General features: G+C 55.2%; 17 protein-coding genes and 1 other RNA gene. 13 read left to right on the forward strand and 5 right to left on the reverse strand.

Going from position 1 to position 12,588, the window contains the following annotated elements:
* Nucleotides 1-12: 12 nt before the first annotated feature.
* The 4 genes from SynRS9902_RS06815 to SynRS9902_RS06830 all read left to right on the forward strand — a co-directional run bounded on the left by SynRS9902_RS06815 (nucleotide 13) and on the right by SynRS9902_RS06830 (nucleotide 2,955).
* On the forward strand, nucleotides 13-885 hold the full coding sequence (locus SynRS9902_RS06815) for a carbohydrate ABC transporter permease (protein WP_186510568.1): 873 nt from the start codon (nucleotides 13-15) through the stop codon (nucleotides 883-885).
* 52 nt (nucleotides 886-937) lie between these two features.
* Nucleotides 938-2,098: a 5-(carboxyamino)imidazole ribonucleotide synthase gene (locus SynRS9902_RS06820; protein WP_186510455.1), complete on the forward strand. Its 1,161-nt coding sequence runs from the start codon at nucleotides 938-940 to the stop codon at nucleotides 2,096-2,098.
* A 7-nt stretch (nucleotides 2,099-2,105) separates the two neighbouring features.
* Nucleotides 2,106-2,289: non-coding RNA, 6S RNA (ssrS, locus tag SynRS9902_RS06825), on the forward strand.
* Between the two features lie 417 nt (nucleotides 2,290-2,706).
* On the forward strand, nucleotides 2,707-2,955 hold the full coding sequence (locus tag SynRS9902_RS06830) for a DUF3104 domain-containing protein (RefSeq protein ID WP_186510569.1): 249 nt from the start codon (nucleotides 2,707-2,709) through the stop codon (nucleotides 2,953-2,955).
* Between the two features lie 1,120 nt (nucleotides 2,956-4,075).
* On the opposite strand, the gene SynRS9902_RS06835 is transcribed toward SynRS9902_RS06830, so the two are convergent.
* Nucleotides 4,076-4,279, reverse strand: coding sequence for a hypothetical protein (locus SynRS9902_RS06835; protein WP_186508440.1), 204 nt, complete (start codon nucleotides 4,277-4,279; stop codon nucleotides 4,076-4,078).
* Between the two features lie 2,753 nt (nucleotides 4,280-7,032).
* Here SynRS9902_RS06835 and SynRS9902_RS13660 point away from each other — a divergent pair.
* Nucleotides 7,033-7,164 (forward strand): hypothetical protein, encoded by a 132-nt coding sequence (locus SynRS9902_RS13660; RefSeq protein WP_255446059.1) that lies wholly within the window; start codon nucleotides 7,033-7,035, stop codon nucleotides 7,162-7,164.
* Nucleotides 7,165-7,676: 512 nt separating this feature from the next.
* Here SynRS9902_RS13660 and SynRS9902_RS06850 read toward each other — a convergent pair.
* On the reverse strand, nucleotides 7,677-7,889 hold the full coding sequence (locus tag SynRS9902_RS06850) for a hypothetical protein (protein WP_186508444.1): 213 nt from the start codon (nucleotides 7,887-7,889) through the stop codon (nucleotides 7,677-7,679).
* Nucleotides 7,890-8,016: 127 nt separating this feature from the next.
* Here SynRS9902_RS06850 and SynRS9902_RS06855 point away from each other — a divergent pair, with 127 nt between their 5' ends.
* Nucleotides 8,017-8,169 carry a hypothetical protein gene (locus SynRS9902_RS06855; RefSeq protein WP_170950607.1) on the forward strand — a complete coding sequence of 51 codons (153 nt, stop codon included), beginning with the start codon at nucleotides 8,017-8,019 and terminating at the stop codon, nucleotides 8,167-8,169.
* Between the two features lie 184 nt (nucleotides 8,170-8,353).
* Nucleotides 8,354-8,578: a hypothetical protein gene (locus tag SynRS9902_RS06860; RefSeq protein ID WP_186508446.1), complete on the forward strand. Its 225-nt coding sequence runs from the start codon at nucleotides 8,354-8,356 to the stop codon at nucleotides 8,576-8,578.
* Here the strand turns inward: SynRS9902_RS06860 and SynRS9902_RS06865 are convergent.
* Entirely contained in the window at nucleotides 8,566-8,841 is a 276-nt protein-coding gene (locus SynRS9902_RS06865; RefSeq protein ID WP_186508448.1) for a DUF2103 domain-containing protein, read from the reverse strand. The two genes, SynRS9902_RS06860 and SynRS9902_RS06865, sit on opposite strands and share 13 nt — an antisense overlap.
* A gap of 74 nt (nucleotides 8,842-8,915) precedes the next feature.
* On the opposite strand from SynRS9902_RS06865, the gene SynRS9902_RS06870 reads away from it, so the two are divergent.
* The gene (locus SynRS9902_RS06870) at nucleotides 8,916-9,143 is read left to right on the forward strand and encodes a hypothetical protein (protein WP_114989264.1); all 228 of its coding nucleotides are present in this window, start codon (nucleotides 8,916-8,918) and stop codon (nucleotides 9,141-9,143) included.
* Between the two features lies 1 nt (nucleotide 9,144).
* Here the strand turns inward: SynRS9902_RS06870 and clpS are convergent, their stop codons facing one another.
* The gene (gene clpS / locus SynRS9902_RS06875) at nucleotides 9,145-9,441 is read right to left on the reverse strand and encodes an ATP-dependent Clp protease adapter ClpS (protein WP_114989263.1); all 297 of its coding nucleotides are present in this window, start codon (nucleotides 9,439-9,441) and stop codon (nucleotides 9,145-9,147) included.
* A gap of 72 nt (nucleotides 9,442-9,513) precedes the next feature.
* Here clpS and petN point away from each other — a divergent pair, with 72 nt between their 5' ends.
* Genes petN through SynRS9902_RS06890 form a run of 3 tightly spaced genes read left to right on the forward strand, consistent with a single transcriptional unit; the run spans nucleotide 9,514 to nucleotide 11,082 of the window.
* Nucleotides 9,514-9,615: a cytochrome b6-f complex subunit PetN gene (petN, locus tag SynRS9902_RS06880; RefSeq protein ID WP_011364412.1), complete on the forward strand. Its 102-nt coding sequence runs from the start codon at nucleotides 9,514-9,516 to the stop codon at nucleotides 9,613-9,615.
* Nucleotides 9,616-9,623: 8 nt separating this feature from the next.
* Entirely contained in the window at nucleotides 9,624-9,773 is a 150-nt protein-coding gene (locus SynRS9902_RS06885; protein ID WP_006851420.1) for a hypothetical protein, read from the forward strand.
* Nucleotides 9,774-9,831: 58 nt separating this feature from the next.
* A complete protein-coding gene (locus SynRS9902_RS06890; protein WP_186508449.1) occupies nucleotides 9,832-11,082 on the forward strand; it encodes a hypothetical protein in 1,251 nt (416 codons plus the stop codon).
* Here the strand turns inward: SynRS9902_RS06890 and psb29 are convergent.
* Nucleotides 11,064-11,711 carry a photosystem II biogenesis protein Psp29 gene (psb29, locus tag SynRS9902_RS06895; RefSeq protein ID WP_186508451.1) on the reverse strand — a complete coding sequence of 216 codons (648 nt, stop codon included), beginning with the start codon at nucleotides 11,709-11,711 and terminating at the stop codon, nucleotides 11,064-11,066. The two genes, SynRS9902_RS06890 and psb29, sit on opposite strands and share 19 nt — an antisense overlap.
* A gap of 81 nt (nucleotides 11,712-11,792) precedes the next feature.
* Here psb29 and clpP point away from each other — a divergent pair, with 81 nt between their 5' ends.
* Nucleotides 11,793-12,386 carry an ATP-dependent Clp endopeptidase proteolytic subunit ClpP gene (clpP, locus tag SynRS9902_RS06900; RefSeq protein ID WP_114989260.1) on the forward strand — a complete coding sequence of 198 codons (594 nt, stop codon included), beginning with the start codon at nucleotides 11,793-11,795 and terminating at the stop codon, nucleotides 12,384-12,386.
* Nucleotides 12,383-12,538 (forward strand): DUF2256 domain-containing protein, encoded by a 156-nt coding sequence (locus SynRS9902_RS06905; RefSeq protein WP_186508453.1) that lies wholly within the window; start codon nucleotides 12,383-12,385, stop codon nucleotides 12,536-12,538. The genes clpP and SynRS9902_RS06905 overlap by 4 nt, the downstream gene beginning before the upstream one ends.
* Nucleotides 12,539-12,588 lie beyond the last annotated feature (50 nt).

A 12,588-nucleotide genomic window follows, 5' to 3' on the forward strand; every position in this document is an offset into this window, starting at 1 on the left:
CGCGAAAGATCAGTGCGCAACTTCCTTTCGGCCTGGGCGTTCCTGTTGCCGGCGGTGGTGCTGATCAGTTTGTCGGTGCTGGTGCCGGCCCTGATGGCTCTGGTGATGAGTTTCACCGCCACCGGGCTGGATGTCAGTGAACCCCTGCGTTTTGTTGGTTTGGCCAACCTGGAGCGCCTGCTGTCGGATCCGATGGCGCGGCAGGTGCTGGTCACCACCTTCCTTTATCTGGTTGGTGTGGTGCCTCCCATCGTTCTGGGGGCGCTGGCGCTGGCGGTGCTGGTCAACCAGGGGCTGCCCGGTCGATCTTTTCTGCGGGGCGCCTTTTACACCCCGGTGCTGGTGTCGATCGTTGTTGCAGCCATCGCCTTTCGCTGGCTGTATGCCGAGAACGGATTGATCAATGGATGGTTGAGTGCCCTGCTCGGTGATGCTTTCAGTCCGATTGGTTTTCTCACCACGCCGCAGCTGGCCCTGCCCGCCGTGATGTTGGTGACCCTCTGGAAGGGGCTTGGCTACTACATGGTGATTTTTTTGGCGGGTCTGCAGGGCATTCCCCAGGAGCTCTATGAGGCTGCGGAGCTGGATGGCAGCGAGGGCTGGAGAAAGCATCTCGACATCACCCTGCCCTTGATGAGTCCCTACGTGACCCTGGTCGCTGTGGTGTCGTCGATCGCGGCCACGAAGGTGTTCGAGGAAGTGTTCCTGATGACCCAGGGAGGTCCTACGGATTCCACCCGAACCATCGTTTATTACGTGTACGACCAGGCCTTTGCCGAATTGGAGATCAGCTACGCCTGCACCCTTGGCCTGGCGCTGTTCCTGTTGGTGTTGCTGTTCACCATGATCCGGTTGGCCTTTGCCGGCGATCGCCCCCTGATCTGACGCTGTCAGCGACCCTGCAAACTGGCAAGCTGCGGACATCAGCTCGGACACGATGATCGGCGTTGTTGGAGGTGGTCAGCTGGCACGGATGCTTGTGCAGGCCGCCGCGCAACGCGATGTTCCCATCGCTGTTCAAACGTCCGATGCAGCTGATCCTGCGGCTGGTTTGGCCTCGCGCCTCGTGGCAGCGGATCCCCGGGATGTGGCAGGAACCCGGGAGCTGGTGGTGGGTTGTGACGGCATCACCTTCGAGAACGAGTGGGTCAATATCGATGCCCTTCTGCCGCTGGAGCAGCAGGGGGTTCGTTTCCAGCCCTCGCTGGCGGCGCTTTCGCCCCTGGTCGACAAGTTGTCGCAGCGCCAGCTACTCGACGATCTGGCGATCCCGAGCCCGCCCTGGTGTCCGCTCAGTTTGATTTCACCGGCCCAGCCCGCGCTTCCTCAGGGCTGGACCTTTCCGGTGATGGCCAAGGCGTCCCGTGGTGGTTACGACGGCAAGGGCACGGTGGTGTTGCGCGACATCGATGGCCTGGCGCAGTTGTTGCGGGCGGTCCCTGCCGACGACTGGTTGTTGGAATCCTGGGTGGACTACGAGCTGGAGTTGGCTCTCGTGGTCAGCCGCGATCAGCGCGGCCGGATCCGTCATTTTCCGCTGGTGCAAACCCACCAACATCAACAAGTCTGCGACTGGGTTCTGGCCCCTGCTCCCGTGGATCCTTCGGTGGCTGCCCTGGCTTACAACGTGGCGGCCTCTCTGATGACGAAGCTCGGTTATGTGGGGGTGTTGGCTCTGGAGTTTTTCTATGGGCCCGCTGGCCTGCAGGTGAATGAAATTGCTCCACGCACCCACAATTCAGGGCATTACTCGATCGAGGCCTGCACCAGCAGTCAGTTCGATCAGCAGCTCTGCATCGCGGCTGGTCTTCCCGTGCCTGATCCCGAGCTCAAAAGCCGTGGTGCCTTGATGGTCAACCTGCTCGGCCTCGACCCCGAGCGTCACCCTCCTTTGGATCAGCGGCTTGAGGCCCTGGAGGCCATGCCGGGGCTTCACCTGCACTGGTACGGCAAGTCACCGGAAACACCGGGCCGCAAGTTGGGGCACGTGACGCTGCTGCTTGAGGGTGACACGCTCCTCAAGCGGCGCGATGAGGCTGAGTCAGCACTTGCCGCCATTCGCCGGATCTGGCCCCTCGAGAGCGAGAGTCAGGACTAGGGTTGGTAGCGAACTGCTGTGTTGGTGACGGCCTTTTTCTAGTGCTCTGATCTGACTCTCTTTCGACTTGGGGAGACTGTCGTGACGGTGACGTAGACCGGCCATGCAGCCGGAAACGAAACCCCACTTTGTCGCCCCTTCTGGTTCTTCCAGGTCGACCACTGGGGCTCGCACGGCATGGCGGTTCACCCCCTTCATACGAATGGGTCTCGGGCTTCGTTGACCTGAGAAACCCCCACAAAACCCCCACAACGTTGATCAGTGGGGCTTATGGAGTCGTGTAAGCGGACCGGCTCCTTGTCGCCTCAGAACTTAGAGGGGTATGGGGGCATTTCAGTCTCATGCCTATACGCATAGGGACCACAGAAATTTCTGCTGATTTTTGAAAGGCGTGGGGAAGAGGCCTGATGGACCTCGACTCCCCATTGGTGTGGGAGGAGGCCAAGTGGTCCTCGACTCCCAGCGGCAAGCAGATCCCTCATGTCTGCAGATTAAAGATGCGCCTGTCGTTCGAACGGTCTGCCGAAGCCTTCTGTTTTCTTCAGGCTGTTCCCGTTGCCCAACCCTCCCTTCCTGTAGTAGTACATATGTACTACTACAGGAAGGGTATGTCGCTTGACCATGCAAGCGCCATTGCAGCTCCCAACTCGGATCCTGTTTTCCTGCACGTCAAAGCAGGGATGACCGTGATCATCACTGACACCGAAGGGGCCTGGCGCATGGCTGATGTGATCTGGGTGGATGGCGGTGCCAGAAACCCAAAGGTTCAAACGTTGTTCCAGGTAGCTGACGTCGATACAGGCGTCATCAACTGGGTCAACGCTGACCTAGTGACGCACATCGTTCCGCGCTGCTGAGTTAGGGAGACGCGGGCGAGGGAACCCGCGAACATTCCGTCTCCCAAGGCGCTGCAGTGGTGCTGGCGCACTCCAAATCATCAGACAAAGCAAGACGGTTCTTACTGAGTTGTTATGCCTATTTGGCTACAGCGCTTATCCAGTGGAAAGCCACAGAAGGGCCCTCTATCGCGCATGATGGTTCTGAAGGCAGTGGTGCCTTCAATGCGTCGTTTGGGGTGGGCTGAGGGGCCTGCCTCTTTTTTTATGAGCTATTGGATCAACGCCGATCTGGTGACTCACATCTGCCCACGGGTCTGAGACCTCAGCCCTTTGCAGGCCGAGACAGCTTGTAGAGGTTCAGAGCGACGAGAGCCGTGCCAAAGCTGGCGAAGAAGACGATCAGGTCTTGAGTAGAGATCGACGCGAGGGCTCAGCAGCGAGTTCATTGCGGAATGTAACGAAATATAGTTACCGTGGCGTAACTCGAGGCCTGACCATGTCAATTGATGCCCGATGCCAAGAACAGCGATCAGCCGCTGACCGCATGTTCATGGACTTCAAATACACCCGTCCTGGCTCGAAAGAGCAGGTTCAGGCATTAGCGACTCTGAGCTTCTTAATAGGGATGTGGGCCGATTTCCTCACTGCCGAGGAAAAGAGAATGGATCAAGTGATGGCCCTAGAGGCAGGTAACTCGTAGGGGCTAAAGGTCAATCACATTGGGCGTTCCACCGATCGCTGCCATCGTTGGCGCATAAAAAAGGTCTCAACTCTTTGAGACAGGCGGCAAAGCGTCCTTTATCCACAGGATGCAGGATTCCAAACTGCGCCTTTGGGTCGCACCAAACACTCAAAGCACCACCCCTAGTGCATCAGGGCATAAAAAAACCCGGTGTGACGTGCACAACGGGCCGGGTGATGGGGGAATTCAAATATGGCGCAGCTTTTTTGGGCTGACCAGCCCCCAGATGTGGTGTCAATGAGCCCGGTTTAGGCCCTCATCACACAATCGTTAAATCCAGGTAGTGGCAGAAATGTATCTAGTAGGGCTATTTTTGTCGCATCCTGCCGGGTGATGGGGATCAGACGAAAGGATTTAAGACCCCGGAGACCTTTCCGGGGTTTCTTTTTGGATGATTCAAATGTCGATACAGGGCAAAGGCTCGTCGAACTCCTCAAGGAGTGCGGCTGCTTCGGGCTCTTTGCCGCTCTCAATCAGGAGCACGATCCTCCCCCATACATACCGAGTCAAAACCTCTGCCTCCTTCCCCTCGAGCCCTAGCTCGAATTTCAGAGGCGGAATTCCCGCTTCCTCTTCGTCAAAGCTTGAGACCTGGGACACAAGATGAGACCCATTGACCCCTGTCGTAGCTCTTATTTGGATAAGCGTTGGGGTATCAAGAGACCGCGAAAGAAATCTTTGCGCGCGACGTCGATCACGTTGGGCGTCCCACCGATCGCTGCCATCTTTGTGGGCAGGATTTCAAGCCGTTCGCTTGGAACGTCCCAAAGGCAGCCCGAACAAGAGAGCTACCAACTGGACAGGCATGTCGTTTGGTGAGTGGACCATCGTTGAGTTTCTGGGACGTTCCAGGCTGATCTGAGTTCGCAGCTCCAACGTGGCAGAAGGAAATCGGCTGGGCTCCTGAGGAAAGTTGAGACTTTTTCTACGACCGAAGAAATCTCATAGGCTGCCGACATGGGTATCCATCCAGCCGATCAACCGCTTCTTGAGCAGCAAGAGGAGGACAGCTTTGAGGCTTGGCAGAAGCGCAGAGCAAAAGAAACTGAAGAGCCTTGGGCCTTCCCCGACGATGGAGCTGGATCTATTGAGGCTGCCTGAGGTTGCCCCCAAGGGAAATTTCAAGCCTGACGTCGCCAACGCTGGCGGTTGCTCTTAAAGCAAGTCCAAATCAGCTGAAGCAACCACTTAAGATGTCAAAGAGACGGAGACGGTCGACAAAACGGCTGAGGTGGAAGCCCGAACGATTACTGGACAGAGTTCCTTACAAATTCAAGACCTGGAAAAGATAGGAACCTCATTTAGGACGAACGAAGCCACCGTCTGCACGTAGGTGACCCCGCTGCCCTGGCCGATGCAAATAACCATAGGCACCTCCGTCGTAACTCTATCGAGGAAGCTGACGACGCATTACTTGATACCCATCCCTCGATGCGTGTCCTGGAATGATCAAAAGGAGACACACAACCGCAGCACGTGTCTAATTTTGGCTTCAAAGCAAGAATCAAGCTCGGCATGTATTTCGTCGAACGCCGAGGGGTAGGCCGTGAATGGATTCTGGAACAGAACTATAAAAATGAGCTCAAGGCCTGGATAGGCGCTCGTCGCAAGGCAATTGCAACCTTGGATACATACCGTGTAGTCCATGAACTCGCCCCAGATGAAGTGGTCTACTGCGTTAAGGGATCTGAACTGGTCAAGTACTAGTCAATAGGGAGTGTGGTGTTGCCTACTCCTGACTTGTCGCTCGTCTTTCAGCACTGCTGGCTTTGATGGACAAGCCAGTGCACGAAAAGGCTTGTGTCGTCCATTAAGGATGAGTTCGCCGAGTGATTGAGCGTGGTGAAGATGAATCTCCATCAGATCTCCTACCAATATCCTTGATGTAACTAGACACTGACGATGATCAAGTGATAACTGATGCATTTTCGCCATTACTTCGGATCTCCTCTGATCGAAGGTGGGCGATATGTCCTTCAACGGCCCATTTCGCTCAAATCGATTTCCCTCAAGCCCTCATAGGCGACGAGGTTGGCAGCGCGTGGAGGTTTATGCGGGAAAATCAGCAACCTGTGGCCTTCGTTACACCCCGACTTCCATCACCGAGGCCATAACCAAGATATGTTCTCAAAAACAAAGTGGCATTAGCAGTGCTGATTACTCAAACTCCACGTGGCTCATCCATACAAAGAGTCGAAAGCGGCAAGTTTTTGGTTTGCGATAGCGAGCAATCGTGCTTCGTCGCTCGCAGTCTCTACCTGGCTGAAGAGCAGCTTGAGGAAATGGAGCATGGATACAGCTTTCCTCACTCAACAAGCTTTCGTGTAGCCCGGACAGACTGAAAGTCTTGTGCGGCTGGGCAACAGAGCCATATTGACCCGCATAAAAACCAATTGATTTTGTAGCCGTTGCTACTAAAATATGAGCAGATGTCGAGGTCAACTATGGCGACACTGCAGTCAGTCAGAAGGAAAATCCTGACTTACATTTCAACGAGTGCGAAGGAGCAATCTGCTTATTTTAAAATAACGAGGGATATTTCCGAAGCGCAATTCTATCTTGGAAATAGATTTCAGGAAATTTATTTATGGCAAGAGGTCGCAGATCGCGACATGGATGTCTCTCGAATAGAGAATCTCTTGTATAGATGCTCTTTTCATGATGACGAAGTATCCATGACAGAAGCAGATGATGACTTTATGGGCAAAAAGTAAAATCATTCGGACAAGCGTCGCCAGGATCTCTGCCCCTTATTTCAGCCGTATCTCAAAGTTGGGAATGTTTAGTGCTTAAGCAAATATGCCGCCTAGCAGAAGGTGAAGGAATATGCAGAAGATTGCACCGATTGAAAGTGCAGGAATAGTGAGTCCCATTGGTTTTATTGTAACTTTCATATGTTAATGCATATTTCACGAATCTTTGTTGTAATATATACACCAAAATCGCTATGAGTTTTTATGCGCACGCTTAGGTGTTCGCAGTAATAAATACTCAGTACCTAGATTTGGTGACACTTGGCACATAATTTTTACGCATGTCAACGTCATGATATGTATAACGAAAATTTAATTGTTTATGGACGCCCAAAAGAACGAATGTCAACAGCTGAACAAACAGCTTTCTGTGTATCGCGCATTTAAAAATCAGAGTGCAATAGCAGTAATCATGAGGCAGATGGCTGTTTCACATTGCGCCATCGCTTCACCTAAAGCTGACTAAGACGAAATCCGACATGACCGGTTCCAGTAGACCTTACAAATGCATACCATCACAACGGCGGAACAGCTGAGCAAACCTTCATGGAGGCTCCTCATAAAGGTAACAAGAAGGCTGAAGTTAAAGACTGATCGGCAATGGGGCTGATTGGCTTTCTGCTGTCCGTCCTGGCAATTGCATTTGTCATCGCAAAGGTGATCTTCAGCAGTAAGGCGAAGACACCTGCATTCACCCAGCTGCCGGAAGACAAGAGCAACGACGACGGCTGATTCATCGACGTGCCAACCGCAGGAGGCACTCCATTGCGCCTTCCTTAAGGCATCGGTCCCCCACAACGACCCCCACAGTCTCATGTCACATCCATGTATTAAGGCTGTGATTAGGTTTTCTGCCCCTTCTGGTTCTTCCAGGTCGACCACTGGGGCTCGCACGGCATGGCGGTTCACCCTCTTTGCTTGTTGAATTTGGAAGATGTCTTGGAAATCTTCCAAACAATCATCAAATCAATATCTTCAAATTTGTGCGCCAATATCCTGAAAGTTGTTTCCTGGCTTGATTCACTGGGTGGGATTTTCTTACCTTCTCTCTTGATCCTGCTTTAAAAGGTTCCAACTTTGCTCAGTGGGGTAGGCCCCTCATCAACCAAGACTCGACCACAAAAAATAGAAGGAAGAATGAGCCGATGCCGATCACCAGTAGTTTGCCATTCATGCTGAAATTTTTCCCTCTTATTGCACTCTAGATACGTTCGTCTGGGTTGGAGTGGAGATTTTTGGTGGAGCTAGTTTTCGGAGTGGTTGAACTCCTGGAGCGCGTACTGGGCGAGGCATTTGTTTTGATCGGTGTCGGTCAGCGAGATGGTGGTCACGCTCTGATGCCAGTTTCGACGGTTGATCAATTCGTTGAATTCGGTCAAAGCGTCTTCGAGGTCGTCGAAACTGCCCATGCTCTCCATCGTTTGTTGCCCTTGTTTGACGGCAATTTCGAGGGGCATGGATCGATCGCTGCAGCCTTCAAGGCTACCCCTGTGCAGTTGTGTAGTCGATGATGCTTACGGCTGTGTGAACAAAGCTTGTCAGCCCTTTGCCTGTTCTTAGCGTTTGTTTGGTTGCAGTGCTGAGATGCGTGATCCACGCCTGGACGAACTGATCCAAATGGAAACCTGGGATTGGTGGAAAGCTCAGGTCTTTTATTTGCGCGAAAAGAAAGATTATGCTGATGCGGAAGCGCTGTTCATGGAATTCAAGATTCCTGCATCTGACTCTAATGATTGATGCCGCTGGTTGATGTCACTTTTTGATCCCACTTCTTGATGCAACTTTGCATGGATTGAGGGAACCCATTTCGTTCTCCCATTGAGTTGGTTGGCTGTCGGTGTTGTTGAGAATCACTTTCCCGCATCGCCTCACTGTTCATCCTTCTGTGCTGGTTTCTTTCTTTTCATCTGTTTTCGGCCTGGTGGCAAGCGCACTGCTTGTGGGTTGTTTCGGCAGCCCCGCGGCTGACGCTGTCACCTTTTTGCCGGATGACGCTGAAGTCGCATGCCGGGCCATCCTTCCCCAATGTTTCCGCCGATCCGATTGGGCTGAACTCTGTGCCCGAGATCCCAGCGTTGCCGATGGTTATCCTCAGGCCTGTCGTGCTGCTGGGTTTGAGTCAGGCAATCGCCTTCAGGGTCGGTGATGCAGGACGGCCTGTTCCAGGTCTGGCCGACTCATCGACGTCACCACAAAGACTTCCTGAGCGGATGTCCCCTTGCGGGCCACCAGCTTGTATCCCCCTGTGATCGGGGTGGACACCCTCAGCTGCAGTTCAGGACTGCGGCCACGCACCCGCCTGATGACGGCAGGGGTGATCGTCTGGATCTCCGTCTCGTGGGACAGGGCCTTCAGCCATGGGATCAAGCCGTCCACATAGGTGCTGTGGGTGATGACGACCCGGCCCAAAGCTGAACGAAAACCCTAGAACTGGTGAAAGTTAGCCACTTTGGCTATGCCAGAGAGAGCGCTCCGGGGCTGTGATGCTGAAATCAGTAGACGCTCTCCGCCACGTGATCAGCGGACCGCTGCAAGATGCCTGCGGCCCCCAGGCCCGCATGCTCACCGCTGAGGTGCACGGAACGGAGGTTCGGGGCCTGGCCTTGTGCCCTGGCCGGGTGGTGCGTTTCGTGATGGACGAGCAGCTGCAGCGTTTGCAGGTGGCTGATCTGCTGCGCCTCACCAAAGCCAGCCGTAAGCCGGCGGCCTGACTCAGCAGCGTTCCAGAGGGGCCATCGTTAAGCCCTCGGCCTGAAGCTGCTGGTGGTACAGCTCGGCCTGCTCCAGGGGGCCGCACCAAACTTCAGCCGCACCCTGCCCATCAATCTTGTTGGCGAGGTTCCATGCCTTGTCCTCACTCATGCCGGGAATGATCTTGCGCAGGCAATCCACCACGTGCTGGAAGGTGTTCACATCGTCGTCCAGAACGATCACGCGAGCCTGGGGGTAGCGCTGTGTTGTTCCCTGACGCTCCAGCACTGCTGATGAACCTGGGCTGGAGCTGGTCATGACAGATGCCTTCGGGCGGACGAAAAGGTGTTCAACCCTAGGTAGGATCCCTACAGTCAAGTGGTCAAGCGCATGTTGTTCACTCTGGGTTGGGCGTCCTTGGCCGCCATGTTCAGTTTCTCCATCGCCATGGTTGTCTGGGGACGCAATGGTGACGGCACCTTGAACTTCTGATCGAATCTGTGCTTCAAGACGCACCCCTTCTCAGCCAGACCCTGGCGGTCACGGCAGCTGTGCTTCTTGTCTTCGTCAGCGTTGCCGTGATCTATCTCTCAACGATCGAATGGAGGGACCGTCGACGCCGTCAAGGTTCAACCAAGTCATCCTCCTGATTGCGTCCGTCCGACGTCAAATTGGACTTCAGCCCTGCACAGCCCTTCTCCTGGGGTTGTGCTTTTTTTGTCCGCCCTGCTACTGGGCACCTCCAGCCTGAAGACGCCTTCCTTGAATCGCCGTGGAACAGCAGAGCTGTTTGAGATCAGTCGGCGGGCACGGTTGGTTCTGAGTTTTGAGGCGGACCCCACCGCACCGGTGCCGAAGCTCTGGCAGCAGCGGCTTGGTTTTTCGGAAGCTCCTGCTCGCTGGGGCCGTCATGGTCACGGCACCTGGTGGCTGATCTGGCTGGACGACGGTCAACCTCTTATGGCTCTTCCGTCCGCATCGCATTCGTCTGCCCTGGAGCTGCTGTTTGCTGATGAACTGCACCGCAGTAGTTTTGAACAACTTCCGTCGCTGAAGCGACGGGAGCCTTCGGCCCTGGAACAGCGCTGCTTACGGCTGTTGACCAGCGGATCAGCCGTCCAGTGGCAACCCTCAGGCTTGGCTTCGATCAGCGGTTCGCTTTTTCCCGCTTTGGCGAGCGTGTCGCATGGCTGTCTGCGTGTTGCGCTGCGGGGCGATCGTCTGATGGCTGAAGGGCCTGTGGCCTCCAGACCTTTCGAGTCCCTGCAGGCTCACCACCCGGAACACCACGCCGATGTCGTTCGCTTCGATCCGCCTTCGGCTTACCTGGAGCTCAACAGCGTTTCCCTGCAGCCGCTGCTGGGATCCTTGTTCAACAATTCACTGTTCGCCCAACAACTCGACAACCGCTATGGCCTGCCGAAGCAGTTGCGCGACGTTCTGCTCAAGGCACCTGTCCTTGTGCGGGTGGATGTGCTGGAGGGTGGTCGTTTCCAGGCTGCGATTCAAGCCAGGTTGATGCTGGCTGCTGGTGAGATCGACATGACCAAGCGAAGTCTTGATGCCGTTGCCACCGCCTTGTTGAAGCGCGGGTTTCAACGGGTTGAACGTCCCCTGTTGTCTCCCGATGGTCGGCCCTCAAACCATGAGGCCGTTGTTTGGTTGGATCCCCAGGGTCATCCGCAAGGTGGTTGGTCACTGGGTCCTGCACTCCGAGGTCAGGTGGAGTTGCTGCTGGCCCTGGGGGATGCCCCGAACCTCCGCAGCAATCCGCTGAAACGCATGGGCCAACAGCAGCTTCGCTTTCGCGCACGACCGGATCAATTGGCTCGGTTGGGGTGGCTCGGACCGGGCTGGCCGCGGGTGGTTGGCAAGGCACCTCAACTGGAGCTTGAGATGACGGCACTGCCGAAGCAGCACCAGCCCGGATGGCTTCGGCTTCAGCTGGACTTGCGTTGAGCCTGCTCTTCCAAGCGACGTTCCTTCTTGCGCTTCTCGGCAGCGATGGTCTCTTCCACCAGTTCAACGGCCTGATCCATCCGTTCACTGTTGGAGCCAAACAGCGTTAGATCCTTCTCAACGCGATCGGTGGGTAAACCGAGTCCCTCAGCAAGTTCCTTGCTCTGTTTGACGATGGCCTCGGTGTCCGTAACGGTGGCATCCGCTGCAGCCGCCTTGAGCAGGCTCATCAGTCCAACGGCCATCAAACGCGAGTAGTGGCTGCCCTCGTTGAGGCTGTGGGATGACAGCAAGCTTTTGAGGCTTTCGAGATCCTTCCCTTTGGCCTGATCCACCAGAGAGGCGTTGGTTTTGCGCAGCTTTGCTGCGTCAAAGCCATTGCTGCTGCACAGGGCACTGAACAGTGTCTCGGTCTGCGCTTCAGGCCGATAGCCCTTGGTGAAGGTGTCGAACACTGTGCAGAGCCCAACGCTGAACAGCCCGTTGGCTTCAAACCGACTTTGATGGCTCAGCAGATGCAGCTCCACCAGCAGCTCATCAGCAAGGCGGCGGTACAGCGGCGCAATGACGTGGGGAAAGGCCTGATGAAACGCTCGTTTGCTGTCGGCGATGGTCTGACTTGCGGCCAACGTGCAGTCCAGGAATGAATGGCCGGAACCCTAGCGCCGCAGACATCGCCGTTAGGATTACCCGACCCTGCTGATGCCCAGATGATCCCCATTGTGATTGAGGAGTCCGGCCGGGGAGAAAGGGCCTTTGACATTTATTCCCGGCTTCTGCGCGAGCGAATCATCTTCCTCGGTGAGGCTGTTACCAGTGACTCCGCCAACCGGATCGTGGCCCAGATGTTGTTCCTCGAAGCTGAGGATCCCGAGAAAGATATCTACCTCTACATCAACTCTCCCGGCGGTTCGGTTTACGACGGCCTCGGCATCTTCGACACGATGCAGCACATCAAACCGGATGTGCACACGGTGTGTGTGGGCCTCGCCGCAAGCATGGGAGCTTTCCTGCTCTGTGCCGGCACCAAGGGCAAGCGCAGCAGCCTGCAGCACTCCCGGATCATGATTCACCAGCCCTTGGGTGGTGCCCAAGGCCAAGCAAGCGACATCCGCATTCAGGCAGACGAAATCCTTTTCCTCAAGGATCGCCTCAACAAGGAACTGTCCGATCGCACCGGCCAACCCCTTGATCGGATTCAGCAGGACACCGACCGTGACTTTTTCATGTCACCCACCGAAGCAGTGAACTACGGCTTGATTGATTCGGTGATCGACAAGCGTCCTGTTCAGGCCGTTGCTTGAAGAAGGGAAACTCTAAAACCAACCGTCCCAGCAAGATCTGTCCGGTCTGCGAGCGCCCCTTTGAGTGGCGCAAAGCCTGGAGAAATTGCTGGGATGAGGTTGTGTACTGCTCCGAGCGTTGTCGACGACGCAAGAACAAATCCAATCCATAAAAAAAGCCCTCGTCTGAACAAGACGGAGGCTTTTTATTGCTGAACCCAGA

The sequence above is a fragment of the Synechococcus sp. RS9902 genome (assembly GCF_014279635.1).
Classification (GTDB): Bacteria; Cyanobacteriota; Cyanobacteriia; order PCC-6307; family Cyanobiaceae; genus Parasynechococcus.